Annotated in this window: 27 protein-coding genes; 13 read left to right on the plus strand and 14 right to left on the minus strand. The window is 59.7% G+C overall.

The genetic code is table 11. The features are described from left to right. From PROAA_RS05120 to PROAA_RS05130, 3 genes are all read left to right on the plus strand, one after another. Positions 1–390: segregation and condensation protein A (locus PROAA_RS05120; RefSeq protein WP_186410311.1), on the plus strand; the 390-nt coding region annotated here is incomplete at its 5' end. After that, on the plus strand, positions 374–982 hold the full coding sequence (gene scpB / locus PROAA_RS05125) for an SMC-Scp complex subunit ScpB (protein WP_186410312.1): 609 nt from the start codon (positions 374–376) through the stop codon (positions 980–982). The genes PROAA_RS05120 and scpB, both read left to right, overlap by 17 nt. Then, positions 963–1,946: a pseudouridine synthase gene (locus tag PROAA_RS05130; protein ID WP_186410313.1), complete on the plus strand. Its 984-nt coding sequence runs from the start codon at positions 963–965 to the stop codon at positions 1,944–1,946. Before scpB ends, PROAA_RS05130 begins: the two co-directional genes overlap by 20 nt. Before the next feature lie 20 nt (positions 1,947–1,966). On the opposite strand, the gene PROAA_RS05135 is transcribed toward PROAA_RS05130, so the two are convergent. Beyond that, complete coding sequence (locus tag PROAA_RS05135) at positions 1,967–3,511, minus strand: toll/interleukin-1 receptor domain-containing protein (protein WP_186410314.1); 1,545 nt, start codon at positions 3,509–3,511, stop codon at positions 1,967–1,969. A 255-nt stretch (positions 3,512–3,766) separates the two neighbouring features. Here PROAA_RS05135 and PROAA_RS05140 point away from each other — a divergent pair, with 255 nt between their 5' ends. From PROAA_RS05140 to PROAA_RS05160, 5 genes are all read left to right on the plus strand, one after another. Beyond that, a complete protein-coding gene (locus PROAA_RS05140; protein WP_186410315.1) occupies positions 3,767–4,000 on the plus strand; it encodes an RNA-binding S4 domain-containing protein in 234 nt (77 codons plus the stop codon). 66 nt (positions 4,001–4,066) lie between these two features. After that, positions 4,067–5,146, plus strand: coding sequence for a calcium/sodium antiporter (locus PROAA_RS05145; protein ID WP_186410316.1), 1,080 nt, complete (start codon positions 4,067–4,069; stop codon positions 5,144–5,146). A gap of 230 nt (positions 5,147–5,376) precedes the next feature. After that, positions 5,377–7,974 carry a bifunctional aconitate hydratase 2/2-methylisocitrate dehydratase gene (locus PROAA_RS05150; RefSeq protein WP_186410317.1) on the plus strand — a complete coding sequence of 866 codons (2,598 nt, stop codon included), beginning with the start codon at positions 5,377–5,379 and terminating at the stop codon, positions 7,972–7,974. Positions 7,975–8,314: 340 nt separating this feature from the next. Continuing rightward, positions 8,315–8,521: a type II toxin-antitoxin system RelE/ParE family toxin gene (locus tag PROAA_RS19040; protein ID WP_281182240.1), complete on the plus strand. Its 207-nt coding sequence runs from the start codon at positions 8,315–8,317 to the stop codon at positions 8,519–8,521. A 3-nt stretch (positions 8,522–8,524) separates the two neighbouring features. Continuing rightward, positions 8,525–8,809, plus strand: a complete 285-nt coding sequence (locus tag PROAA_RS05160; protein ID WP_186410318.1) for a helix-turn-helix domain-containing protein — start codon at positions 8,525–8,527, stop codon at positions 8,807–8,809. Between the two features lie 103 nt (positions 8,810–8,912). On the opposite strand, the gene PROAA_RS05165 is transcribed toward PROAA_RS05160, so the two are convergent. From PROAA_RS05165 to PROAA_RS19325, 5 genes are all read right to left on the minus strand, one after another. After that, positions 8,913–9,704 carry a caspase family protein gene (locus PROAA_RS05165; RefSeq protein WP_186410319.1) on the minus strand — a complete coding sequence of 264 codons (792 nt, stop codon included), beginning with the start codon at positions 9,702–9,704 and terminating at the stop codon, positions 8,913–8,915. A 38-nt stretch (positions 9,705–9,742) separates the two neighbouring features. Then, a complete protein-coding gene (locus PROAA_RS05170) occupies positions 9,743–10,798 on the minus strand; it encodes a hypothetical protein (RefSeq protein ID WP_186410320.1) in 1,056 nt (351 codons plus the stop codon). A 23-nt stretch (positions 10,799–10,821) separates the two neighbouring features. After that, positions 10,822–12,774: a bacterial transcriptional activator domain-containing protein gene (locus tag PROAA_RS05175; protein ID WP_186410321.1), complete on the minus strand. Its 1,953-nt coding sequence runs from the start codon at positions 12,772–12,774 to the stop codon at positions 10,822–10,824. A 124-nt stretch (positions 12,775–12,898) separates the two neighbouring features. Then, the gene (locus PROAA_RS05180) at positions 12,899–13,249 is read right to left on the minus strand and encodes a hypothetical protein (protein ID WP_186410322.1); all 351 of its coding nucleotides are present in this window, start codon (positions 13,247–13,249) and stop codon (positions 12,899–12,901) included. Between the two features lie 180 nt (positions 13,250–13,429). Continuing rightward, complete coding sequence (locus PROAA_RS19325) at positions 13,430–13,819, minus strand: oxidoreductase-like domain-containing protein (protein WP_342669209.1); 390 nt, start codon at positions 13,817–13,819, stop codon at positions 13,430–13,432. Between the two features lie 120 nt (positions 13,820–13,939). On the opposite strand from PROAA_RS19325, the gene PROAA_RS05190 reads away from it, so the two are divergent. Continuing rightward, complete coding sequence (locus PROAA_RS05190) at positions 13,940–15,550, plus strand: peptide chain release factor 3 (RefSeq protein ID WP_186410323.1); 1,611 nt, start codon at positions 13,940–13,942, stop codon at positions 15,548–15,550. Next, positions 15,543–15,749: a hypothetical protein gene (locus PROAA_RS05195; protein ID WP_245664171.1), complete on the plus strand. Its 207-nt coding sequence runs from the start codon at positions 15,543–15,545 to the stop codon at positions 15,747–15,749. Before PROAA_RS05190 ends, PROAA_RS05195 begins: the two co-directional genes overlap by 8 nt. A 184-nt stretch (positions 15,750–15,933) precedes the next feature. Here PROAA_RS05195 and PROAA_RS05200 read toward each other — a convergent pair whose 3' ends face one another. The 7 genes from PROAA_RS05200 to PROAA_RS05230 all read right to left on the minus strand — a co-directional run bounded on the left by PROAA_RS05200 (position 15,934) and on the right by PROAA_RS05230 (position 23,911). After that, positions 15,934–17,511 (minus strand): esterase/lipase family protein, encoded by a 1,578-nt coding sequence (locus PROAA_RS05200; RefSeq protein WP_186410324.1) that lies wholly within the window; start codon positions 17,509–17,511, stop codon positions 15,934–15,936. Between the two features lie 24 nt (positions 17,512–17,535). After that, complete coding sequence (fghA, locus tag PROAA_RS05205; protein WP_425393996.1) at positions 17,536–18,387, minus strand: S-formylglutathione hydrolase; 852 nt, start codon at positions 18,385–18,387, stop codon at positions 17,536–17,538. Continuing rightward, the gene (locus PROAA_RS05210; protein WP_186410325.1) at positions 18,387–19,493 is read right to left on the minus strand and encodes an S-(hydroxymethyl)glutathione dehydrogenase/class III alcohol dehydrogenase; all 1,107 of its coding nucleotides are present in this window, start codon (positions 19,491–19,493) and stop codon (positions 18,387–18,389) included. The genes fghA and PROAA_RS05210 overlap by 1 nt, the downstream gene beginning before the upstream one ends. A gap of 150 nt (positions 19,494–19,643) precedes the next feature. After that, complete coding sequence (locus PROAA_RS05215) at positions 19,644–20,753, minus strand: PQQ-dependent sugar dehydrogenase (RefSeq protein ID WP_222102110.1); 1,110 nt, start codon at positions 20,751–20,753, stop codon at positions 19,644–19,646. A 45-nt stretch (positions 20,754–20,798) separates the two neighbouring features. After that, positions 20,799–21,485, minus strand: a complete 687-nt coding sequence (locus tag PROAA_RS05220; RefSeq protein WP_186410326.1) for a haloacid dehalogenase type II — start codon at positions 21,483–21,485, stop codon at positions 20,799–20,801. 378 nt (positions 21,486–21,863) lie between these two features. After that, positions 21,864–22,427, minus strand: coding sequence for a PEP-CTERM sorting domain-containing protein (locus PROAA_RS18825; RefSeq protein WP_222102111.1), 564 nt, complete (start codon positions 22,425–22,427; stop codon positions 21,864–21,866). 287 nt (positions 22,428–22,714) lie between these two features. Next, positions 22,715–23,911 carry a GNAT family N-acetyltransferase gene (locus tag PROAA_RS05230; RefSeq protein ID WP_245664172.1) on the minus strand — a complete coding sequence of 399 codons (1,197 nt, stop codon included), beginning with the start codon at positions 23,909–23,911 and terminating at the stop codon, positions 22,715–22,717. Between the two features lie 139 nt (positions 23,912–24,050). On the opposite strand from PROAA_RS05230, the gene PROAA_RS05235 reads away from it, so the two are divergent. From PROAA_RS05235 to PROAA_RS05245, 3 genes are read left to right on the plus strand one after another with little or no spacing between them, the layout of a single operon-like run. Then, complete coding sequence (locus PROAA_RS05235; protein WP_186410327.1) at positions 24,051–24,710, plus strand: YceH family protein; 660 nt, start codon at positions 24,051–24,053, stop codon at positions 24,708–24,710. After that, the gene (locus PROAA_RS05240; RefSeq protein WP_245664173.1) at positions 24,691–25,074 is read left to right on the plus strand and encodes a 4a-hydroxytetrahydrobiopterin dehydratase; all 384 of its coding nucleotides are present in this window, start codon (positions 24,691–24,693) and stop codon (positions 25,072–25,074) included. Before PROAA_RS05235 ends, PROAA_RS05240 begins: the two co-directional genes overlap by 20 nt. A gap of 5 nt (positions 25,075–25,079) precedes the next feature. Further along, a complete protein-coding gene (locus PROAA_RS05245) occupies positions 25,080–25,709 on the plus strand; it encodes a class I SAM-dependent methyltransferase (RefSeq protein ID WP_186410328.1) in 630 nt (209 codons plus the stop codon). Between the two features lie 25 nt (positions 25,710–25,734). Here the strand turns inward: PROAA_RS05245 and PROAA_RS05250 are convergent, their stop codons facing one another. Further along, a complete protein-coding gene (locus PROAA_RS05250) occupies positions 25,735–26,223 on the minus strand; it encodes an oxidoreductase (protein WP_222102113.1) in 489 nt (162 codons plus the stop codon). Positions 26,224–26,364 lie beyond the last annotated feature (141 nt).

Below are 26,364 nucleotides of genomic sequence, written 5' to 3' on the forward strand. Positions count from 1 at the left end.
GACGAAATGCCGCAGGCCGAGCGCGATTTCGACTGGGTACAGGTCTGGGTTGAAAAAACCATTGCGCAACGCCTGCCCGAGGTCAATGCCGATGACTTGAAAAATGCCTGGACCACGATCCTGCGCCAGGCCAAACTGCACACACACCATCTGATCCAGCGCGAGGAGCTCTCGGTTCGCGAACATATGGGGCTGATTCTCCGCCAGTTGCGTGACAGCGGAGGATTTGTCGAATTCATCGCCATGTTCGACCCCTTGTCCGGCGTTCAGGTACTAGTGGTGCACTTTCTGGCGATGCTTGAGCTGGCACGCGAACATCTGCTTGAAATGACGCAGGCCGAGGCCTTTGCGCCGATTTATGTGAGGTTGGCCGATGGACGAGTTGAATAATGCAATAGGTTCGGACTCGATTACCGAACCGGCGCCGCAGAACAATCCCGGCGAGTTGAAACGTGTCCTGGAAGCCGTGTTGCTCGCGGCACAACAGCCCTTGTCTATGGCCGATCTGAGAAAGGTCTTCGTCCCGGAAGTCGGCACGGACACCTTGCGCGTGCTGCTCGACGAGCTACGCCTGGAGTGGGCCGAACGGCCGCTCGAACTCATTCAATTGGCCAGCGGGTGGCGCTTTCGCACGCGTGCCGAATTCTTGCCCTATCTGGAACGGCTCAACCCCGAAAAGCCGCCAAAATACTCACGTGCCGTGCTGGAAACTCTCGCCATCATTGCCTATCGACAGCCGGTTACGCGCGGCGATATTGAGGATATTCGCGGCGTCACGGTGGCTACCCAGATTATCAAGGTGCTCGAAGAGCGCGGCTGGGTCGATGTCGTTGGCCATCGCGATACGCCAGGGCGACCGGCGCTATTGGCGACGACAAAGAAATTCCTCGACGACCTCGGCTTGCGCAGTGTGACCGAGTTGCCCCCGCTCGAGATGATGAATCAAGCGCTGGAACTGGCCGATGCCCAACAAAACCCGTAAGACCCCATTTCGAGCCCCTGCCGATGCCGCGCCTCGTTTGCGCGGCGCGCCCGGCCGTGATCCCGGAAATACCCCCCGGGAAACGGAAGAAAGCGCATCCGCTCCAAAGCCTCGCCGCAAGCCTTTTGTTGCGCCGTCGGACCCGTCGAAGCGTGGACGCCACAAGGAACAGCCCGGAAAACCCGAGCGTCTGCACAAACTGCTCGCGCAAAGCGGAATCGGGTCGCGGCGCGAGATGGAGGAGCTGATTTCCGCCGGACGCATCAATATCAATGGTGAAATCGCGCGAATCGGCCAGTCGGCCAGTCCGGGCGACCGGATCAAGGTCAACGGCAAGCTGGTTCATCTGAAGTTCTCGAACCGCCTGCCACGCGTGATCATCTATCACAAACCGGAAGGCGAGATCGTTTCACGCGATGATCCCGAACACCGGCCGAACGTCTTTACCGCACTGCCCAGGATGTCCGGCGGGCGATGGGTTGCCGTCGGTCGTCTCGATTTCAATACCAGCGGCCTGCTGCTATTTACTACCTCGGGCGATCTGGCCAATCGCCTGATGCACCCGCGCTACAACCTCGTCCGCGAGTACGCCGTGCGCATCCTCGGTGCGTTGTCCGACGAGGCGCGCCAGCGATTGCTCGACGGCATCGAACTGGGCGACGGCCCGGCCCAGTTTGATACCCTCCAGGAAGCGGGTGGCGAAGGCGCCAATCACTGGTATCGCGTTTCGCTTTTCGAAGGCCGGAATCGCGAAGTTCGGCGCATGTTTGAAGCGGTTGGCGTCGTCGTCAGTCGACTGATGCGCGTGCGCTACGGCCCCTTCATCCTGCCGCCGAACCTCAAGCGCGCTCAGGTACTGGAATTGGGCGAGGGCGAAGTCAAGAAGCTGCTGAGCGACTTCGGTATGGACGATCCTGCACCGGGCCGACCCCTGCACAAGCCGCGCGAGCGCTACGCGGGATAACCGGTTGTCCGCAGACGGTGCTACGGTAACCGGTGAGAAACCAGCTCAAACACGTCCTTTTCGCTTTCGCTGTTGTCCGCAGTCGTAACGCGGCGTTCCATCCGCACATAGCGTTTTGCCTGTGGTGCGTACCAAATGAGGTAGTTCACGCGCAACGGCTCGATTGATGCCTCGGCACGCGAGCCAGTTTGATGGCGACTGCTCCAGACCTCCACCTTGAAGGCGTCGAAAGTACCGGCTGGCACTTGCACGGACTCCCTGCCCAGCACCTTGGCCTGTGAGTACCAGTTTCTCCATTGCGGCTCAAGATCGGGCGCGGGCAGGTCGCTGAACGATTTCTGATTCGCGAGATCGAGATAGGCACCCAGATAAGGGCTAAATTCCGGTCCGATGATATTCCATGCGATGAAGTCAGGCCCATTGCCGCGAACTCGACGCACCTCGGTGCGACTGGTCGGCTCGCTGGCCTGCAGTTCGTCGGTAACGACGCCGTCAGCGACCGACTGTGCGACGATTTCAAAGCGTCTTTTCGGGCTGGTGGCCCACTTGCCCGAAGAGCGGTAGGTCCAACGCTCTCCCTTTACCGGCAGTGGTGAAGGAGCAAGGTCCGCCGGGGCGGCGGCCTTTGCAGATTCCTTGTCCGGGCGGGTCGCGATGACTGGTTTGGGCGCACTTGCCGGGCGAACGACAGGTGGGGGCACCGCCGCTGGCGTGACGGGTGTCGGGGTCGGCGCGGGTCGAGCGGTGGGGGTTGGATCGACTTTTGGCGCCGTCACGGGTTTGGTCTCAACGACTGTGGGCGTTGTGGGTGGCGCTGTGGACGGGCTCGTGGCCTGTGTTCCGGATGCAGTTGGGACCGGCGATTTGGCAGCGCTGCTGAAGGGTTGCTTTTCAGTCTTGGCACCTGATTTCTTGTCGCCCGTAGCCATCCACACGCCGATGGCGACGACCGCGGCAGCGGCAATGGCAGCGGGCAGAATCCATGGCCTGGATTTGCCCTGGTTCGCATATCCATTGCTTGCCTTGCCGCGCGGTGCTGCATCAACAGTCACAGCGTCTCCGTCATTCGGTGGCCGCGATGCCGCTGCCGGATCGGCACGCGGCGTCTTGAGGATGTTTTCCAGAGTGCGGATCAGCTCGCCCGTGGAGGCTTCCCATTGTTTGTGATTGATTTCAATGGCTTGGCGTCGGGTGAGCGATCTCAGATCTTCAGGCAGTTCCGTGCTTAGCGGCATGACAGCGCCACCGACCAGCACCGGAACCACGCGTATTCCGCGTTGCAGTGCGGAGCTGGTTTCCAGCCGGATGAAGTCGTTGGGATCGTCCAGCCGGCGTCGGCCAGCGGCGTCGGTACCGGTGGTCCACTCGTCGCCGATAACGGCGATCAATACACGGCATGAGCTCACGGCCTCTTCGATGGCCACCACGAAATCGAGACCGGGCTCAATCTCTTCGACATCCATGAAAACCTGGTTGGGGCCAAAATGGGCAACCAGGCGGTCGTACAAACGACCGGCGTATCCTGCCGAATCGTCGCGCCGATAGCTGATGAAAATACCGTCCATACCGAACTACCTCCTCGCATCACAGGACTGTCGGCAGGCCGCTACAGTCTGCGTGATGGTTTTCAGTCGGGGCCATGATGAAGCAACAGCAGTCGGTGCGCAACCACCGCCAAACGGTTGGCTGGTGTCAAAATCGTCTTCGGGCCTACATATTCCGGGGGGCATCGCGACTCATCCGAAACCGTGGGCACCAAATCTGCGAGAATTGGGACTGCGGCGCCAACTCTGCGCCATTCCCGCTCGTCAAGGATACTCATGCCCATCGCTTTTCTGGTCCGTGGTGACTACATTCAGCTTGACCAGTTGCTCAAGGCAACCGGTCTGTGCCCTTCTGGCGGACATGCGCACGCGGAAATCGGGGCAGGGCAGGTTCTCGTCGATGGGAGCATCGAGGTGCGCAAGCGCGCCAAGCTGCGCGCGGGTCAGCAGGTCCGTTATGGTGGCGAGACCGTTGATCTGATGACAGAAAGTATTCCCGGAGGCGCTTAGGAGTCCGGGTTAGCGAAATGTCCGGGCAGCTCGCAGGGTGTGATCGATCTTTATGGAAGCGTTGAAATGTTTTGGTTTGTGCTCGGGTTGATTGCCCTCGTTTTGGGGGCGGAGCTGCTGGTACGTGGCGCGTCCAAACTTGCGCTATCGATCGGCATCTCGCCGCTAGTGGTCGGCCTTACGGTGGTTGCATTCGGCACCAGCGCACCTGAACTCGCGGTGTCGGTACAATCGGCCTGGTCCGGCCAGGTCGATATTGCGCTCGGCAATGTGGTGGGCAGCAATATGTTCAACATATTGGTCGTCCTTGGCTCCTCCGCCTTGATCGTGCCTCTGGTCGTACATCAGCAGATCATCCGCCAGGAGGTGCCGGTGATGATCGGCGCTTCACTGCTGCTCTGGGCGATGGCCGCCGACGGCGGCATCAGTCGCCTGGATGGCCTGCTGTTGGCATCTCTGGTCGTGGCCTACACGATCCTCGTCATACACCAGAGCCGACGCGAGACGGCCGCCATCAAGGCCGAGTACAAGGAAGCCTTCGAATCAGCACCTACGGGGTGGGATGCGCACTGGGGCGTACAGGTTCTCATGCTGCTTGCCGGATTGGCTCTGCTGGTGCTGGGCGCTCACTGGCTGGTCGATGCAGCGGTAGCCTTCGCCCATTACCTGGGGGTCAGCGAGCTGATCATCGGCCTGACCATCGTCGCCGTCGGTACTTCGCTGCCGGAAGGGGCGACTTCGGTCATGGCGGCCTTGCGTGGTGAGCGTGATATCGCCGTTGGCAACGCAGTGGGGAGCAACATCTTCAATCTGTTGTCGGTGGTGGGCTTCTCCGCCAGCGTGGCGCCCTCCGATCTCGTCGTGGCGCCGGCGATGATCTCATTCGATCTGCCGATCATGGTGGCGGTCGCCGTGGCCTGTCTGCCCGTATTTTTCAACGGTGCCTGCATTTCTCGCGGTGAAGGATTCTTGTTCCTGGCCCTCTATGTGGCTTACACGCTGTATCTGTACTTGCATGCCAGCAGCCATGCAGCACTCGATGGTTACAGTATGGTGATGGGCCTCTTCGTCCTGCCTCTTGTGGCCGTCGCCTTGCTGGTGCTGGCCTGGCGGCACTGGCACCGCCGGCGGGTCGGCAAGGACTGATCAATGCAAAACCCAAAAGATTGACTTCACAGCAGAACGCTTATCTTATATCATATATAAGAGTCGCCATTTGGTGGTCTGCCATTCCCCCAAATAGTTCGCAATTTCGGAGACGACAGCAACCAGAGCGCTGTTGCCGTTTCTGCCTTGAAGTACAATGATCGTCTAATCCTTGCCTTTCGATTTTCATATTTCTGCCCTTAGACCAACCTTTGTGAAAGGACAATCCCATGCTGGAATCCTATCGTGCCCACGTCGCCGAGCGCGCTGCTCTTGGTATCCCGCCCCTCCCGCTGACCGCCAAGCAGACCACCGAGCTTGTTGAATTATTGAAGAACCCTCCGAAGGGTGAAGAAAAGGCACTGGTCGAGCTGATTGCCCACCGCGTTCCCGCCGGTGTCGATGATGCTGCCAAGGTCAAGGCCGAATATCTCGCCAAGGTCGCCAAGGGCGAAGAAAGTTGTACGCTGATTTCGAAGGCCAAGGCGGTCGAACTGCTCGGTACCATGCTCGGCGGCTACAACGTCAAGCCGATGATCGATGTGCTGGGCGACGCCGAAGTCGGCGCCGTTGCGGCCGAAGGACTCAAGAAGACCCTGCTGGTATTCGATTTCTTTCACGACGTGAAGGAGCTCGCCGACAAGGGTAATGCCAACGCCAAGGCTGTAATGCAATCCTGGGCCGACGCCGAGTGGTTTACCTCGCGTCCCGAAGTGCCGGCATCGCAGAAACTGACCGTCTTCAAGGTCACTGGCGAGACCAATACCGATGATCTATCGCCAGCGCCCGATGCCTGGTCGCGACCCGATATTCCACTGCACGCACTGGCCATGCTCAAGAACCCGCGTCCGGGTATCGAAGCGGATGAACCGGGCACCCGTGGCCCGATGAAGCAGCTTGAGACACTCGCCGCCAAGGGCAACCTGATCGCCTATGTCGGCGACGTGGTCGGCACCGGCTCCTCGCGCAAGTCAGCGACCAACTCGGTCCTCTGGTGGACGGGTGAGGACATCCCCTTTGTGCCGAACAAGCGTTTCGGCGGCGTCTGTCTCGGTTCCAAGATCGCGCCGATCTTCTTCAACACCATGGAAGACGCCGGTGCACTGCCCATCGAGTTGAATGTTGACGACATGCACATGGGCGACGAGATCGAGCTGGCGATCAATACGAAGACCACCAAGGTAACCGCACTCAAGAATGGCAAAGTCATCGCCGAAGCGCAGCTCAAGACGCCGGTTATTCTCGACGAAGTGCGCGCCGGTGGGCGCATTCCGCTGATCATTGGACGAGGCCTCACGACCAAGGCACGCGAGGCGCTGGGGCTTCCCGTTTCCACGCTGTTCCGTTTGCCGGAGAACCCGGCCGATCCCGGCAAGGGCTACTCGCTGGCACAGAAGATGGTTGGCCGCGCCTGCGGTTTGCCGGAGGGGAAGGGCGTTCTGCCCGGCACTTATTGCGAGCCGCGCATGGCGACGGTGGGATCGCAAGACACCACCGGCCCGATGACGCGCGACGAGCTCAAGGATCTCGCCTGTCTGGGTTTCTCCGCCGACATGGTGATGCAGTCCTTCTGCCACACGGCGGCGTATCCGAAACTGGTCGACGTGCAGACGCATCGCACGCTGCCAAGCTTCATCAGCACCCGCGGCGGCGTCGCGCTGCGTCCGGGTGACGGCATCATCCACTCCTGGCTGAACCGTCTGCTGCTGCCCGATACCGTCGGCACCGGCGGCGATTCGCACACGCGTTTCCCGATCGGCATCTCGTTCCCGGCCGGCTCCGGTCTGGTCGCCTTTGCCGCCGCCACCGGCGTCATGCCGCTGGACATGCCGGAATCGGTTCTGATCCGTTTCAAAGGCAAGATGCAGGATGGTGTCACGCTGCGCGACCTGGTCAACGCCATTCCCTACTACGCCATCAAGCAGGGCTTGCTGACCGTCGCCAAACAGGGCAAGAAGAACATCTTCTCCGGCCGTATCCTCGAAATCGAAGGCTTGCCGGACCTTAAGGTCGAGCAGGCGTTCGAACTCTCCGATGCCTCCGCCGAACGTTCCGCCGCCGGCTGTACCGTGCATCTCGACAAGGCGCCGATCATCGAATACATGAACTCGAACATCACGCTGATGAAGTGGATGATCGCCAATGGCTACGAAGACAAGCGCACCCTGGGTCGCCGCGTCAAGGCCATGGAAGCTTGGATCGCCGATCCGCAACTGCTCAAGGCCGACGCCGATGCCCAGTATGCCGCCGTGATCGAAATCGATCTGGCCGACGTCAAGGAGCCGATCGTCGCCTGCCCGAACGACCCGGACGATGTGAAGCTGCTCTCCGAAGTCGCCGGCACCAAGATCGACGAAGTCTTCATCGGTTCGTGCATGACCAACATCGGTCACTTCCGCGCCGCGGGCAAGGTGCTCGAAGGCAAGAGCGACATCCCGACGCGCCTGTGGATTGCTCCACCGACCAAGATGGACGCCATGATCCTCAACGAAGAGGGCTATTACGCCATTCTCGGCAAGAGCGGGGCGCGCATGGAAATGCCTGGCTGTTCGCTGTGCATGGGCAACCAGGCACAGATCAAGAAGGGCAGCACGGCGATCTCGACCTCGACGCGCAACTTCCCCAACCGTCTCGGTATCGACACCTTTGTCTACCTCGGCTCCGCCGAACTCGCTGCGATCTGCGCGCTGATGGGCAAGATTCCGACCGTCGCCGAGTACATGAACGGCGTCAAGGCGGTGAACGCCAAGGCCGCCGACGTCTATCGCTACATGAACTTCGACAAGATCGACGAGTTCAGGGAAGTGGCGGAGACTGTAACGGTTTGATCGTCGCTGTAAGCTGAAGCAAAAACGCCCCGGTCGGCTCAGTGGCAACTGAGTGACCGGGGCGTTTTGTCTTTTGGCGGCTCATCTCATTCGCTGTTTCTGTGTTGTCACGCACGCAGCTAAGCTATGCCGGATAGCCTGCAACGAGAGATGCTCAATGCTCGCCCCGTTAGCAACGTAAGAAAATCAAACTACTTTGATAATTTATTAAAGTATCGATATAATCAGTTTTATGAAAACTCTGCGTTTCATCGGCTCCAGTATCGACGATCTGCGCGACTTTCCGTTGGAAGCGCGGCGTGAAGCAGGCTTTGAACTGGACGCCGTGTAGCGCGGTTTGATGCCGTCGGATTTCAAGCCCATGCTCAACGTGGGTGCCGGTGCCTATGAGATTCGCCTGCATGTGCTGGGTGAGTGGCGCGTGATCTATGTCGCCAAGTTCGACAACGCGGTGTATGTGCTGCATGCTTTTCAGAAAAAGACGCAGAAGACCCGCAAGGAAGACATCGAATTGGCGGCTCGACGTTATCGACAGATTGGAGACTGAGTCATGAATAAGGAACCCGTGGTTGAGAGCAGCGGCAATGTTTTTGCTGACCTTGGTTTTTCGCCAGAGGAGGCGACGATTCTGGCGATGCGTGCCGAACTGATGGCACGCATTCGCGAGACCATTTTGGACAAGGGCTGGACGCAGGCCGAAGCAGCCGGGCAACTGGGTGTCGGCCAGTCACGTATTTCCGATCTGGTGCGCGGCAAACGCGATAAGTTTAGTCTCGATATGCTGGTGACACTGGCTACACGGGCCGGACGGCATGTCGAACTGGCATTGAGCTGACCGTTAAGTACTGCGATTCCGGATTCTAACTGGCCTGCAAGTCGATATATACGAAGATCAAAGTGCTGTTCTACTTACTTCTGGCCGGCTCTTCCGGACGAAATCAGGCAAACACCTTGAATCGTCGCGCCGTGGCGGAACCGAGAATCTGCGGGTCCTGCGGCAGCTTGGTCGACGGCAGGTAGGTGCGAATGGCTTTGAACCACGCTTCGTAGTTGGCCGGCTTGTTCTCGTGCAGGGTTTTCAGGGCGTAATAGGTGAAGGCGCCATTGGGTCGCCCTTTGAAGCTGGTGTCCCACGAATACTGTGTGTCGAGGCATCCGGAGAGGAGCAGGTCGCCACCGCTGCGTTTCAGGCCGCCGACCAGATGGGGCGGGCGGGTGCTGGCTTGCGGTAGCTCATTGGCCGGCATCCAGGCTTCCAGCGGCATGAAGCGGGCGCGGGGCTGTCCGGGGTCGAGGTCGTCCTCCCTGCCGCGAGTGACCGAGCCCGAATGGCAACTGTCGGAGAGGAGCAGGATGCGCACCCCGGCCGCCCGGGCATCAAACATCTGGTGGATCTGATCATCCAGCAGCGGACCGACGCTGCCGATGTCCCAGGGGCAGAGCCCCTCGTCGCGGCCATCCGGCTCGTCGCCCGAACTGTCGGGCACCCAGGTACCGTGGCCGGAATAGGTAATCACCAGCGTGTCTCCGTTGACGGCGCTTTTGATCAGACTGCCGATCGCCGCTGTCATGGCGGCATGCGTCGCCTGTCCATCCAGCATCTTTGTGACGGTGTAACCGTGGCTGCCCAGTTCGGCGGCCCAGTCGTTGGCGTCGTTGACGCACCCCGAGAGGTCATTCTGGGTGCCGGGATAGTCGTTGATACCGATACATAGTGCCTTCTTGCTCATGATGTGATCTCCATTGTTGGTGAGAGAAACGTTTGGATTCAACCCAGCACGGCTTTCAGCATCAGTGCCGCGCCGCATTGTTTGCTGACGGCTTCCAGGTCGAAGTGGCCGTCGGCGACGAACTTGCCTTTCTCGAACAGATTGGAAAAGCTCCAGAGGTAGGGAGTGGGTACGCCCCGGCGCCGATAACCCATGCCGTTGTAGCGCTCGAACAGGTGCAGCATGTGCGGCACCGACCAGTCGGTGACCTGATGGTAGCCTTTGTAGATCAGCGCGTCGCGGGCGCTCTGGCTCCAGGTGAAGGGCGGATTGCCGGTCGCCGGCCGGCCTTTGGGCACCTGCACCGTACGCGCGGTCAAGGGGTCACCGTTATGCAGGTGTCCCTTGAAGTTGAAGCCGCACTCCATTCCATGGGTGATGCCGATGAATACCCAGGGAATGTTGAGTTCGGCTCCTACCTGCTGGTAGGTGGGCTGGCCTTGGGTCAAACGCTTGAGATAATAGGCCAGTTCGCCCTTGCGTTCCGGCCGAACCTTGCAGGCGGCGTACCACGCCGCGTATTCGTCCTTCAGGGTGGCAAAATCGGTGGCGTTGGCGGGAGGCTTGAGGCTGGCGGGCAGTGCTACAGCAAGCGCCATTCCCTGCGCCTTTTCCAGTGCCTCTTCCGGAATCATTCCACGTGCTTTCTTGCCGCGGCTTTTTGCTTTGGGCAGGGTACTTACGGGCTTCGGTTCGGCAGAATCGGCTGCGAGCTCATCCGCAGCTGGCGTGGGCACCAGCGCATCCAGGCCGTGCAGGGCGGCGGACAGGCTGGAGAGGTCGTCAAAATGACCTTCAAGCGCGCTCAGGTAGCCGTCGAACGGCCCGCGCTTGACTGCCGCTACGGCGTCGTCCAGTGCGTCGATGCCATCCGCCAGTGCCTTGGCAACGGTGAGCAGGTCGGCCCGGTCCAGCGCCGCAAGCTGCTTGTCGAGGCGCTGAATTATCCTGCTCAGGGCCTTCTTTTCAGTCGTATCGCTGGTACTGGCGCTTCGCCGCCGCAGCGTACCGACTGCGCGACCAAGTTCATACTGAAGTTCCGCGCCTGGATTCATGGCGTATCTCCCTGTCTGAATCGTCAAAGTCCGAACAACTGCCGGGTATCGATGATGCTGACCCGTCCGGCATACCGCCTGACTGTTTCAACCATGTTCTGCGTGCCGCCGGGCCCGGAACCGCCCTCGCCATTCCACAGGCCGACGAAGCGCACCTTGTCGACGCCGTGTGCCAGCGCCGTGTAAAGCTGCCAAAGGTTATTGCGCACATAGGGGTTGCTGTCTTTGGGGGGAGGGCCCAACTCGTCCAGTTGCAGGCGTATCCGGGTAAGGGCATGTTCCTTGACTGCATAATAGCGATCGATCCAGGATTCGCCAGCGAACGCAACGGAAGCCTGCAAAAAGTCCGCTTCATTGAACTGCAGGTGCAGGTGAACCCGGCAACCGCGGCGAAGTGCGGCTTCGGCAAACAGGGTGTCGCCCCCACACGCGCCGCCGCAGATGGCGAGGTCCTGCTCGCCTCCTTCACCCATTCCGAGTTCATCGAGTTTGGCGGCGATGGCCGCCGCCGCTGTGTTTTCCTGCAATGCGGGAAAGCGGGGTTCGGCTCGATCAAGGGTATCGATCATATGCCCGCTGAAAAGGAAAACCCGGCGCGCCTGCCACGGTGCTTCGAGGCTGGCGATTTCCTCATCCAGCACCGCCAGTGCGGTTTCCACGTTTTGTGTGCGGAATTCCAGGTCGCGCAGAATGAGCAGTTGCTGCCGGCTCGTTTCCAGTGCATGCCAGTCCTTGTTGGCGACAGCTACCGCCTCGCGCCAGGCTTTCTCCGCCGCGCCGGGTGGATTGAACAGGATTGTCAGTTCGGCCCAGGCAGCGCGAGTCGCATAGTCGTCCGGCTGGCGTTCCAGGGCGGCCAGGCAGGACCAGATTACGCCGCCTTCAAGGTTGGGCAGGCTGGCCGGATTGGCCAGCACGTATCCGAGGTGGATCTGCAAATGGCGAAGAGTGCAGGCGTTGATACCCGAAATGAAATGCGCTGGATCACTGATGAAGGCGTTCATGCAGGGCTCGATGGCTTGAATGAGCTGCGGCAGCTCGCGGCCTGCCTCCTCGCGCCTGCTTTCCGGGCTGCTGTCGGGCAAGCGCCAGCGTTGTACCCAGTCTTCCGTTTCGAGGCGGCCAAGCAGTCGCCAGTTTTCCGGGCTATTGCCGTGTTGGCGGATGAGGGCGTTGACTACTTCGCGGGCTTCGTCATGGCGTTCGAGGCGGCCGAGAAGAATGGATTTCGCGCGCTGGTTATGCTCGTCGGCGGGGTCGAGCTCGATAGCCGCATCGAACTGATCCAGTGCCAGCTGATATTGATTGAGCTTCATCAACGCCGTGCCGGCTATTCGCCGTGCTTCAAGGCGCAGAGCCCAGGTCGGCGTTTCTTCAGCCAGCACCATGATGTCACCTGGACGGTTGCCTTTGCGCGCGATCTCGATGCCCCGGTGCCAGGACTCGTAGACTTGGCGAAATTCATTGTTGCCGGTCACTAGCAGTTTGCGCCAGGCCGGCTCGCTGAGCCCGTCCAGCAACCGGAAGACCGGGCTGATCGGTCGTTCATTCCGGGACTGCATGGTGGTCAGTGCCATGTTGGTCAGCGACTTGCGATCAGCCTCCAGATGATCCGGGTCGGGTCGTCCCTGCTTGAGGTGATAGTGCAGCTTGCGGTCGGTGTAGATGTCGAAAGGCTGATACGCGCGCTCGCTTTGCACCAGCAGTACGCCGTGTGCCCGCAGCGCATGGCGTACGCCGAGCTCGTACCAGACATTGGGGTTGTCCAGCGTCAGATCAACAACCACCAGATCGGCCAGCAGCAACTCCTGGAACATGTCCGTGCGGATGTCGCCAGCGCGCTCCTCTTCGTCGGCGCGAAACACCTCGAAGCCTGCAGTTTCCAGCGCCGGTTTGAGATACTCGGCGTAGACCGCATCAAAATCGATGTTCTGACTGCGACCGTAAGGCATGGCCACGAAAACGTGTAACGCCATATGGCCTCTCCTGAATGCTTGTCAATCCTTGCCGAACCGTGTCCGGATTGCCGCACTTATCGCGAGGGAACCCGCCAGGCAAATGCGACAAAGCCCGCATCTGCGCAGGCTTTTGTTGTGCTTCCTATTCGTCCTTGGCGAAAGCCTTTTTATCAAGGACCGCTTCGTCGACTCCGGCCCAGCCTGTGACTTTAGCTTGCTTGACAAGATTGAGGGCGGCGTGAGCGGTGGACAGGCGGAATACTTCCACCGCGACCTCCGGCGGAAACCCCTGCCGGTCACTGCGATCCGTAAACATCAGGACGTCGAGATATTGATCAAGGGCAGGTTTGCCCCAGAGATCGGCTATTTTGGCGAGAATGCGCGGGAAACGCTGCTCAATCAGCTTTGGGTAAGCACCAGGGTCGTCCTTCATCTTCTCCAGCAGCTTCGCCCTGATGGCCGGAACATCGTAGACTTCCGATTTGTCGTCCATGTCCACCTCCTGATATGGCCAGAATTCATGCAGATCGTCTTGGCGCTGACCGTTGCCAGTGCTCAATTAGACGATCAGTACCGGTAAGAAGTCTACACCACATCGCCTACTGTACAAAAACATTAGCAATCCGGGAAAAATGGCAGACAAGTTCGGCGCTCGCTGCGGAAACGGGGTCAGTCACTGAGATGCACATGGACGCAAGAGCCCTCTGGCTTGATCCCGCCAGTACTGCAGCGCATCGAAGTACCCCTGCCATACGCAGCCATTACAGCCCCGCCCACAGCAGGTGGTCGGCACAGGTGGCGGTGGGCGCAGACTAAGGCTCCGCGCGCTGAGCAAGGCTTCGATTTCGCTCACTACCGTTTCTGCATCTGCGAGGTCATGCATTGGCAGAGCAAAGGGATCTGGGAGTGCGTGTGTATTGGGCGTCATCGTTTCACGTAGATTCGGCGCAAGGGGATAGCCATAGTTTCGCACGGCCGACGGGTGTCCATCCAGTGGATCGGTAGTCAGTCGGTTTCGAGCCGGGATCATGGTTCGTGAGGGCCGGGATAGAGGTGTGGACATCCAGTACGCGATTCCGGCAATCGCCGAGTCTTGCTATAGTTCGGCCTGCGTGCCGCCAGCAAGGTTGTTTGTCAACTTCAAAGCTGCGGCTTTTTGTTTTTGCTGCAGAGAGAATTGTTGATGAGCAACGCCCCCTTTCCTCCCGAAATATTGCGTGACGTTGCCAAACGGCGCACCTTCGCGATCATTTCCCACCCCGACGCGGGCAAGACGACACTGACTGAAAAGCTGCTGCTGTTTGGTGGCGCGATCCAGTTGGCGGGAACGGTCAAGGGCCGCAAGAGTGCGCGTCATGCGACATCCGACTGGATGGAGGTGGAAAAGCAGCGCGGCATTTCGGTCACCAGTTCGGTGATGCAGTTCGAATATCGGGATCACACCGTCAATCTACTCGACACGCCAGGCCACGAGGACTTTTCGGAAGACACCTACCGCGTGCTGACCGCCGTCGACGCCGCGGTGATGGTAATCGACGCCGCGAAAGGCGTCGAGGCGCAGACGATCAAGCTGCTCAACGTTTGCCGCATGCGCAACACGCCGATCATCACCTTCGTCAACAAGTTCGACCGCGAGGTGCGCGAGCCTTTCGAGCTGCTCGAAGAAATCGAATCGGTGCTTGGCATCGAGTGCGCGCCGATTACCTGGCCGATCGGCATGGGAAAGACCTTCCGCGGCGTGTATCACCTGCTTGAAGACAGTTTACTGCGTTTCGCGCCGGGCGAAGAACGGCGTAGCGAAGCGGAAAAACTCGACGGAATCGGCAATCCGGTGCTCGACGCTCAATTCCCGCAAGAGGTCGGCAAGCTGCGTGAAGACGTCGACCTGATCCAGAGTGCGAGCGGCCCGTTCAATCTGGTCGATTTTCTCGCCGGGCTGCAGTCACCGGTCTTCTTCGGCTCCGGTATCAACAACTTCGGCGTGCAGGAAATCCTGCAGGCACTGCTCGACTGGGCGCCGCCGCCACAGGAGCGCGATGCCGGCATTCGCACCGTGCAGCCGGCTGAACCGCCATTTACCGGTTTTGTGTTCAAAATCCAGGCCAACATGGACCCGAAGCACCGCGACCGCATCGCCTTTTTCCGCGTCTGTTCGGGTCGCTACAGTTCGGGCATGAAGGTGCGGCACGTGCGCATGAACCGCGAGATGAAGCTCGCCAATGCGCTGACCTTCATGGCCAACGAGCGCGTGCTGATGGAGGATGCGGTGGCCGGCGACATCATCGGCATTCACAACCACGGCCAGTTGCATATCGGCGATACGCTTACCGAAGGCGAAACGCTGGCGTTCAAGGGCATTCCCTATTTCTCGCCGGAGCTTTTCCGCGCTGCGCGTCTTCGGGACCCATTAAAAAGCAAACAGTTACAGAAAGGTCTTCAGGAACTAGGTGAAGAAGGTGCAATCCAGGTTTTTGAGAATCTCGCCACCGGCGCACTCCTCCTGGGCGCCGTCGGCACCTTGCAGTTCGAGGTTGTTGCCCAGCGCCTGCAAACCGAATACAAGGTTGACGCCATCTTCGAGGCAGCAGACATTCATACCGCCCGCTGGCTGACATTTCCGGATGAACTCACGCGCCGCAATTTCGAACGCGAGCAGCAGCACCGCATGGCGAAGGACGTCGACGGCAACCTGGTGTATCTGGCCAGCACGCGCTACAACCTCGACGTCACGAGCGAGAAGTGGAGCAAGGTCGGCTTCCACGATTCCCGCGAACACGGGCAGGTGCTTGCCTGAGCCAAGCGATGCTTCTGTGATCACGCCGGAAACCGACGCCTGCTACCTCATTGCGCTATGCAGCGGCGAAGAACGCCGCTGGCGCTATCTCGGTCAGGATGCTCGCGGCGCGACGTGGTGGCGTGACCTTGAAACCGAGCTGGAATTCAGTGAAAGCAGTTTGATGTACGCGTGGACCGTTGTCGAACGCCTTGGGTGACATCGCTCGGCATGGCTTCGTAGTGGCTGGCCGGACTGGTAGTCAGTCAACGAGAAAGGCGAACCACCAAGTCGCCAAGTTCACCAAGAAGCACCAAGTTAACACTGGGATTCTATTGGTGAAACTCTGTTTACTTTGTGTCTTGGTGGTGGGTTTTGTCCTTGTTTCGTGGCATGACTGACCACTAACTCCATGTCCGCGCCTCAAGGCGTAGCGTCCCTTTCACGCCTGGTCGGGTTCGTTGCGCAATCGGGATATCGAAGGCGATACCCTCTTCACCGTCGAGTTCGCGCGTTTCGGCGGAAATGCCCGGCTTGCCCGGATTGTCGTCCTGGAAACCGTACTTGATTCGCCAGCCCCCGAGTGCCGACTTGTCGGGGAAGGCTTCGACCAGGATCAGCTCGCGCATGATGTAGCCGCCCTCGTAGTGCCGTTTCATGAACAGGAGGCCGTCCACCTCGTAGTCGGGTACGAGCACCTTGAGGTCGAAGGCAAAGCTCACCGAGCCCGATGCCTTGACGCTCTTGTTCGGGTCGAGGAAAACGGAAAACAGACGGGGGCTCCTGGTACGATCAGGTGGGCGAACGGTTCCGGCCGCGCCGGGGAACAGCTCTTCATACGTGCGGAAAATCGCGGAATGCTCGCGTACCTCGCGGCGCGTCATTTGCCATTGGCAGCCGCGTATGCTGGCCGCTACCTCGAACTGGTAAGAGGAATGCACGGCCTTGCCGGCCTGCAACTCCTTTTGTACTTCAATCGGCAGGGTAATGTCGTCGATGTCGAGAATGCCGTCCACGCGTAGCGCACCAAACAGGAAGCGGGTGAGGTTCTGAAAACCTTCCTCGGAATTCACGATCCCGTAGTGCCCCGAGTGGCTGCGGTTGACGAAGGCGCGCGGCGAGCTCACATCGTTGCCTTTGGCATCCGGCCCGTGCGTGGTGGCATTCTCGATGCGCACCAGTCCGTCGCTAGCGTCTCCCGCTCCCCAGGCCGAGAGCCCGCCGGCCACCGTGTAATCGCGCGGGTTGGTGCCGACCAGATTGAAGATGCGTTCAGGCGGGAAATTGAATACGACCGAAACGTCGTCGACCGGGGGCACAGCGAGATAAGCGGCCATCCGCTCGCGGTTGAAGTTGTTGGCATCGCCGAAGGACAGCCAGCCCGGCACATTGCGCACGATGCGCATGTCGATGCCGTTGTGCGGCGTCGCGTAGGTGAATAATTTGTCAACCGCATGGCGCGCTTCTTCGCTGCGCAACGCCGTGTTTTGCAGGAAGGCGCGGCAGATCAGTCCGCCCATCGAGTGCGCCACCAGGTGCACGCGAAAATCCTCGGGCGTCATCGCGTTCTTCGGGTTGGCGCAGACCTTGTCGCGCAGGCGCAGGATCAGCGTGCCCAGACCCTTGGCGAAGTGCTCGATGGGTGGCGTCTCGCCGGTGCCGAAGTCCTTGCTGGCTTCATCGTAATAGCGGTAGATGATAATGCTGCGGTACGGGATCACGCAGTCGGGGCGGTCGGCAGTGACCAGATCCTCCCCATCAACGAACACGTCGCCGTATTCATGATCGCTCATCAGGCGGACCAGCGGCGATTCGAAGAAGTAGCGCTTCACATCGCCGGTCCAGGCCATGCGCGCCTTGGTCGAGCCAATGTTGAAGCCCATGTACGGATCGGCAACGGTCTCCTCGATCTCGCCCTGCGTGCCTGCGAAACCGCGTACGTAGATGATCGGATGGTAGGGATGCTGCGCTGAAGTCGGCATGACATTCTCCTTTTGGTGCGGTGCTCAGAGCAGTATCCGGGCGTGGTGTGCCAGATGGTCTGCCATGAAGGTCGAGATGAAATAATACCCATGGTCATACGCCTCGTGGCGACGCAGGGTAAGCGGTTGCCCAACCCTGGCGCAGGCCTGCTCGAACAGATGCGGATGCAGTTGATCGGGTAGAAACCTGTCGGCCAGCCCCTGGTCGATCAGGATGCCTTCGGCGTAGGGTACTTCGGTGCATGTGCTCATCAGAGCGCTGGCATCATGCGCCGACCAGAGCGCGGTGTCGGGGCCAAGGTAGCCGGCAAACGCTTTTTGACCCCAGGGGCATTGCTTTGGAGCGCAGACGGGTGCAAACGCCGAGACTGACTTGAATAGTCCGGGATGTCTGAGCGACAGGGTCAGTGCGCCATGGCCGCCCATCGAGTGGCCGAACACTCCCAGCCGCCGGGCTTTGATCGGTAGCGCTTGCGCAAGCAGCGGAATCAATTCGGCGACGAGGTAGGATTCCATGCGGTAGTGCGTTGACCACGGCGACTCGGTGGCATCCAGATAGAATCCTGCGCCGACGCCGAAGTCCCAGCTCTCGGTTTCGCCCGTGACGCCGGCCCCGCGCGGGCTGGTATCCGGCGCAATCAACGCCAGACCCAGCTCGGCGGCAATGCGTTGCGCACCGGCCTTGATCATGAAGGTTTCCTCGGTGCATGTCAGACCGGCCAGATACATTACGGCCGGCACGCTGTCCTGTGCGGCGCGGGGTGGAAGGTACACCGAAAAGCGCATCGGCAGACCGATCTCGGTCGACTGATGCTGATAGAAGCGCTGTATGCCGCCAAAGCAGGCATGCTCGCTCAACAACTCCAGCATAGCCATCAGTACAACACGACGCCGCGAATGGAATCGCCGCTCTTCATCAGATCAAACCCCTTGTTGATGTCCTCCAGCGGCATGGTATGGGTGATCAGGTCATCGATGTTGATCTTGCCCTCCATGTACCAGTCAACGATTCTGGGGACGTCGGTGCGGCCGCGAGCGCCGCCGAATGCCGTACCTTCCCACTTGCGTCCGGTGACCAGCTGGAAGGGCCGGGTGCTGATCTCCGCGCCAGCCTCGGCGACGCCGATGATGATGCTGCGTCCCCAGCCCTTGTGCGTGCATTCCAGCGCCTGGCGCATTACCTGGGTGTTGCCGATGCATTCGAAGCTGTAGTCGGCACCGCCATCGGTCAGTTGCACGATGGCGTCCACGACGTTTTCGGTGTCCTTGGGGTTGATGAAGTGCGTCATGCCGAACTTGCGCGCGATGGCCTGGCGGGCCGGATTGATGTCGATACCGATGATCTTGTCCGCCCCGACCATCCTTGCGCCCTGAATCACGTTGAGGCCAATGCCGCCCAGGCCAAATACCGCCACGTTGGCACCGGCTTCTACCCTGGCGGTGAACAGCACTGCGCCTATTCCGGTGGTCACGCCGCAACCGATGTAGCAGACCTTGTCGAACGGGGCGTCCTTGCGGATCTTGGCCAGTGAAATTTCCGGGGCGACGGTGTAATTGCTGAAGGTAGAAGTGCCCATATAGTGGAAGATGGGTTTGCCGTCCAGGCTGAAACGGCTGGTGCCGTCGGGCATCAAGCCCTTGCCCTGCGTGCCGCGGATGCTTTGGCACAGGTTCGTTTTGCGGCTGAGACAGAATTTGCACTGGCGGCATTCCGGCGTGTACAAAGGAATGACATGGTCGCCTTTTTGCAGCGTGGTGACGCCTGGCCCCACCTCGACAACGACCCCTGCGCCCTCGTGCCCCAGAATCGCCGGGAAAATGCCTTCCGGGTCGGCACCCGAGAGCGTGTAATAGTCGGTGTGGCAAATGCCCGTGGCCTTGATCTCGACCAGCACTTCGCCGGACTGGGGGCCTTGAAGGTCGACGGTTTCAATGGTCAGCGGGGAGCCCGATTTCCAGGCAATTGCAGCTTTGGTTTTCATGGTGAGGTTAGCGCCAGTAGGGTTTCGGGAAACGATTGACCTCGATTCGAAAAAGAGAGTTCATTCATCCGAGGCTCAACTTTTCCGATCTCGAAATTTCGTTGATGATTGGACTGAACAAACTGCAACGATTCAACGGTCATGCCCGGTTCAGCCGCGATAGGTGATGCGATAAATTGCTCCGGCATAGTCGTCGGAAACCAGCAGCGAGCCATCAGGTAAAACCAGCACGTCGGCGGGCCGACCCCACGTCGTCTCGCCCTGCAGCCAGCCACTGGCGAAAGTTTCGTAGGCCACTGCCTTGCTCCCCTGCAGACGAACCAGCGTCACCCGGTAGCCGCTCTTTTTGGAGCGGTTCCACGAGCCGTGTTCGGCAATGAATATCTGGTTCCGATATTCCGGTGGAAACATCGTTCCCGTATAGAAGCGCATACCCAACGCAGCGACATGCGCGCCCAGTTCTTGCGCCGGGGCGGCAAACCGTGCGCACTGTTGTCCCGCACCGAAGTCCGGGTCGGGCAGGTCGCTGCCGTGGCAATACGGATAACCGAAATCCATTCCCGCGCGTGGCGCATGATTCAGTTCGTCGGGTGGCAGATCGTCACCGAGCATGTCGCGGCCATTGTCTGTAAACCAGAGTTCCTTGCTCTGCGGCTGCCAGTCGAATCCAACGCTGTTACGCACACCCTTGGCATAGACTTCCAGAGCGCTGCCATCCGTATTCATACGCATGATATTCGCGTAGCGCTGCGGATCGGGTTCGCAGATATTGCACGGCGCGCCGATCGGAACGTAGAGTTTTCCGTCTGGTCCGAAAGCAATGAATTTCCAACCGTGGTGTGTTTCCGAAGGCAGCTTGTCCGTGACCACGACGGCAGCAGGCGGATGGTCCAGGCGACGTTCGATACCGTCGTATCGCAGAATGCGGCTTACCGCCGACACATAAAGATTGCCGTCCTTGTATGCTACGCCGACCGGGCGTTGCAGGCCGCTGGCTACTACGGTTACACCCCGCGCTTCGTAGTCCGGGCCGAAGCCAACCGCATACACCTTCCCGGCTTGCATCGATCCGACGAAAAGCGTGCCGCCAGTTGCATCGTGACGCCCCAGCGCCATCTGCCGGGCATTATCTACGCGCGCCCAAAGCTCGATAGTGAAACCCGGCGGCAACTTGATTTTCTCCAGCGGCAGCGCTGCCGCCGTCGAAGTCATCGAAATCAGCGCAAAGCCCAAGCCAATGAGGAAACGGATTATGCGCACGGTGACCGCGTTACGGCTCGAAGCATTACCTGAAAGAGGCTGCTTTCAGTCAATCACGAATTCCGGCAAGACGCCCAGATCGGAAATCTCGGCGTCGGGTTGCGAGGGGATGCGTTCGGGCACCTGCGCGAATCGATTGCACCACAGCACATGCAATCCAAATGCTTTGGCGGAATACGCATCCCAGCCATTCGACGACAGAAAACAGACCTGTTCGGCCTCAACGCCCAGACGTTCGACGGCCAGACGATAGACCGACGGATGCGGTTTGTAGACGCCAACTTCCTCGACGGAAAACACCGCGTCGAACAGTCCTTCCAGACCGGCATTGGAAACGGCGGATTGCAGCATGCGCGGCGTCCCGTTGGACAGAATGGCCAGGCGCATTCCGCCATCCTTGAGTCGGCGCAAGACTTGTGGAACTTCCGGATAGGCGCTCAGGCCGAGATAAAGATCCATCAGCCGATCACGCAACGCCGGGTCGTTGATCTTCAGGGTTTCGAGGGCAAAATCAAGCGCGTCGCCCGTTACCTGCCAGAAATCGGCATGGCGCCCGCCGAGGCCGCGCAACCAGGTGTATTGCAGTTGCTTGCTGCGCCAGATGTCTGAAAGCGCCTGCCAGCGGTCACCCAGGGCATCCTGGGCGCTGCGGGAAGCGCTCGATACATCGAACAAGGTGCCGTAGGCGTCGAAAACACATGCCCGGATGCCGTTCAGCTTGACTGGCTTCATTTGCGTTCTCCCAAGGTGCAAGGCGGTTCAAAGTATAGGAGATTATCACCGGCACCAACAGGGAAGACTACGCGGCACAGGCGCTATCCTTCGCGCCGGAACGGCAGATGATCCGCCCCCTCGTCGCGGTACGACTCGACCACTACGTCCTGGCTGCTAAGCGCGGACAATGATGCGCAGGAATACCCAAACCATGGCCGGTCGGGCGCACCGCAGTGGATTTTCAATCGATAGCGCTGTGCCGCATCTGGAGCACGGCCGATCGCGCTGGTCTGGAGCACCTGCTTCGGGTACGGTGCGCGCCCGACCTCCGCACTGGAACGACCATGCTAAATCGACGCCGGGTGTCCGGCTTACGAGCGCGTCATCAGCAGCGGCTCAATGCGCCTTGTTTCGACGACCCAGGCCAAGACCGGCCAGGCCGAGACCGATCAATAGCAGGGTACCCGGTTCCGGTACTGCTTCCGGGCCCAACTTGAACGTGCCCGTGCCGGATAACCCGTCGTCTCCGCCGGACAATCCGAAGGCAAAGCTCAGGCGCAACCTGCTGCACTCTACAAGCGCGGTGCAGTCAAACAGCCCGGAGGCAGTGAAATCAAACGGACCGGCACCGCTGAGAGGCACAGTTCCACCGATATCGTCGACGATGCTCCAAGTCGTTCCATTGCCCGCTTCCAGCCGCCAGAATTCCGGTGAGATTGCGGATAATAATGGAGATGCCGTAACCCCGTCCCTGCCAGCATCCGTCATCGTGATCGATCCGGTGAAGGAATAGCTGTTGAGGCCGCTGAGCGGCGTAATTGGTGATATAAATGTGAAAGCGAACTGGGTCGGCGTCTCAAAGTCGACCACGCTGACCGCAGCGGAAATAACTCCCGCGTTTACACTCGGCGTCGCTGCCAGAAGCCCTGCCGCCATCATTCCCAGAATCGTCGTCTTCATTGCATCACCCTCTTGGTAAGTATCTTTGGCGGGTTCGCCGAGTGCTCCGGTTCAAATAGCAGGCTTTCCATCAGAACTGCACCCGCAAACGGGGCCAATGAATCCGACCGTAGGCTTGTATCGCTGTTTGAGCAAGCAGATTTCGTGCTAGCAGTCGGTTGTCTGGCTAACGCATTGATTATCAGAACAATTAAATACTTCGCTGAAGTCTGGCTCATCTCCAGTGTAAAAAATTTCGACAAGAGCGGCACATCTTTCCGGGTAGACAATCGATCGCGGGGAGGCTGCTAGCCTTCGCGCCGGAACGGCAGATGATCCGCCGCCTCGTCGCGGTATGACTCGACCATCACGCCCTGGCGCTGCAGATGGTGTCCGATCAGCTCGCGCATTGCCGGGTCGGCGATCCAGTGCGACGAATGCACGACGGTCGGCGTGAAGCCACGGGCAAGCTTGTGCTCGCCGCCGGCGCCGGGCTCGAAACGCCGCAGTCCTTCGCGCAGACAGTAGGCGATTCCCTGGTAGAAACACAGCTCGAAATGCAGGCTGTGATAGTTGCCGCTGCATCCCCAGTAGCGGCCATACAAGGTCTCGTCGCTGCGGAAACAGAGCGACATGGCAACCAAGCGGCCGCGGTCAAAGGCCATGAAGACGACCATGTGCCGGCGCAATGCCAGTGCCAGATCGGCCAGGCACGCCGATGACAACACCGCGATGTTGTTGAACTTCTCGAACGTTGAAGCGTAGAGAGCGTGCAGGGCAGGCCACTCTTCCGGATCGATTTCGTCGCCGTGGCGGACTTCGATGCGCAACCCGCTTTCACTGACGCGCCGGCGTTCGGCCCTGACCTTGCGCCGTTTCTCCGCCGAAAAAGTCGCCAGATAGCCATCGAAGTCGTCGTAAGTGCCGTCGCCTTCGTTCCCCCAGTGGAACTGGACATTGTGGCTGGTCAGCAGCCCTGTGTCTTGCAACGCTGTGTAGTCTTGTTCACCTGGAAACGCCACGTGCCACGACGAGGCGTTGTAGTCCACCGCCAGGGCCATCGCGCCGTCGATCAGCGCCCGACGGATCGCGGATGCTGAGGATGCATCGAGGCTGCCGTCAACCAGCATCCGCGGCCCGCTGGCCGGCGTATGCGGCAGCCCGCTCAGCAGCTTGGGGTAATACGCCCGCCCGAGCTGCTCGTAGGCCGACGCCCACGACCAGTCGTGGATGAAATCGCCGTGCGAATTGAACCTGACGTAGAGCGGCAGCACGCCGACCACGATACCCTGTTCGTCGCTGGCCTCCAGATGGCGGGCCACCCAACCCCACTTGCGTCCCGCCGCGCCGTGCCGTTCGAGGATCTCCAGAAAATCGGCGTTGAGGAAGGGATGGCACGGCGGACAGAGGCGAGCCCATACGTCGCGCGGGATGGCTTCGGCGGAATGGCGGGGGGTTATGGTGAGATCGGACATCGGACAGGCAGAATACTGCGGATCGGCCATCTGTGCCGCATCGCGCGGCCCAAGGCGCAATGTATGACGATAAGCCAGTTAGGTTTGTCTTGTATGACGAGCACGCGCTTGGGAGAATGGAGAATGCGACCATCGACAGAACCGCGAACACGAGAAATGAGAATCCGACATGAGCCACGAACTGCCTTTGCTGACCCCGCTCGAAGCCCGCATCCTTGGGGTGCTGGTCGAAAAGGAAAAGACCACTCCCGATGCCTATCCACTGACCTTGAACAGTCTGACCTCGGGCTGCAACCAGAAAACCTCACGCGATCCGGTGATGAATGTTGGCGAAAGCGAGATACAAGCCGCGCTGGAGGAACTGCGCAGCCGCGTGCTGGTGCTCGAAACCTATGGTGCTTCGGGCCGGGTGTTGCGCTACGCGCAAAACTTCGGCAAATGCTATGGCTTGCCGGCCGCCAGCGTAGCGTTGTTGACCGCCCTGATGTTGCGTGGCGCGCAAACCGTCAGCGAGTTGCGCGCAAATTGCGAGCGGCTGTATCGCTTCAACGATGCCTCCTCCGTTGAAGCGTATCTTGACGAACTTGCGGCACTTGCTAGTGGCGCGCTGGTTACGCGCCTGCCGAAGCAGCCCGGATCGCGCGAACATCGCTGGGCGCATCTGCTCTGCGGGCCGCCAAGCCTGCCCGACCACCAGACTATCGGTAACGATAGCGGCGTGAACAACACTGCCGACCTGGAGGAAAGGGTGAGTCGCCTTGAAATCGAGGTCGGCGAACTTCGAAACCTCATTGGCCGGATTGGTGTCGATGCAACAGGTCAATCCTGATAGGGAAATTACCATGAATACCTCGAACCATGACTTGAAGACAAAACACTGCAAACCCTGCGAAGGCGGTGTTCCGCCACTGGATCGGCAGGAGATTGATCACCTATTGAAGGATTTGGCTGGCTGGATACTGGTTGGAAATGAACTGGTTAAAGCGTTCGACTTCAGTAACTACTACGAAACCATGGCTTTCGTGAATGCAACGGCCTGGGTTTCCCACCAGGAAGATCATCATCCCGACCTGGAGGTCGGCTACAGACAATGCCGTGTCCGCTACTCGACGCATGCCATCGGTGGCTTGTCGGAAAACGACTTCATTTGTGCCGCGAAAATAGACGCCTTGCAAACTTCTCAAGGTGCATGAGGCCCATGGCAGCGCCGCTGGATCTCGAAAAGATCGCCAAGCTGACATTGACGCACTACAACCAGCGTGCCGACGAATTCCGTGAAGGCACGCGTGACCATGATGTGAGTCAGAACGTCAGCGCCTTGTTACGGCATATCGTCGGCGTGCCACCGTTCACGATTCTGGATTTTGGTTGCGGTCCGGGCCGCGACCTCAAAGTGTTCGCCGGACATGGTCACCGGGTCATCGGGCTTGATGGCGCCGAGCGTTTTGTCCAGATGGCGGGTGCCGAAACCGGCTGCGAAGTGTGGCACCAGGATTTTCTGGGGCTGGATCTGCCAGGAAGATTCTTCGATGGCGTATTTGCCAATGCGTCGCTGTTTCATGTGCCAACGCAGGAATTGCCGCGCGTGCTGATTCAACTGCGTGACGCACTCAAAATCGGTGGCGTTCTGTTCGCCTCAAATCCGCATGGTCAGAATGTCGAAGGTTGGAACGGCGGACGCTACGGCGCCTTTCACGACCCGGAACGATGGAGCTTCTTCATGACACGGGCCGGTTTTGTCGAGCTTGAGCACTACTACCGACCTGCCGGTGTGCCGCGTGCACAGCAACCGTGGCTGGCCAGCGTGTGGCGCAGGCTGGCGCCATGACCATCGTCCTTCCACAACAACGTCGCTACGGGGCCAGATCGATATCGTTTTTTACTTGGCCAAGGAAGGGCGCCAGCACCTGGCTTGCCTCGCCACGCAAGATCTTGCGCAGTTCAAGTCGCGCCAATTCTTGAGCAACACCGAGGTCTGCCAGCCGTTTCAATAAGGCATCGAATTTCTCGCGTCGCTTCTCGCCGTTTTCAGAGTAATCACGGCGTTCGGCATAGAGGCCATGTAGGGTCGACCCACAGACGCAATTGCGGAAGAACTCCAGTACGCGGGTGTCATCGTCATCGAAACTCGTCTTGACCCCTTTCTTCGGGCCGATGCCAACCGTGCGCTCGATGAAATCACGCGAGTTCTGATACACATTGCCACAGGTCCGGCATTGCTTGGGAAAGGTGGTTTCCGCCATCTCGCGCAAGCCGCGCAAGAACTCGGGGTCGATCAACTGCGCCGGTTGTTTCGCGGGCTCGGTCGATGCAGGCAATGAAGAGGGGTGATCGTCAGCCATGGCCGGATTGTCCTGCGTTTTTGGCATTGTGCATAGCAGTGTTTAGCCCGATCAACGCTGGAGAATTACTGCCCGTTAAAGCCCCGCAAGGTCGACAGCCCAGAGTGGGCAAATGAGTCAGAAGAAACAGATGAATAAGTT

The sequence above is a fragment of the Candidatus Propionivibrio aalborgensis genome, assembly GCF_900089945.1.
Lineage (GTDB): Bacteria > Pseudomonadota > Gammaproteobacteria > Burkholderiales > Rhodocyclaceae > Propionivibrio > Propionivibrio aalborgensis.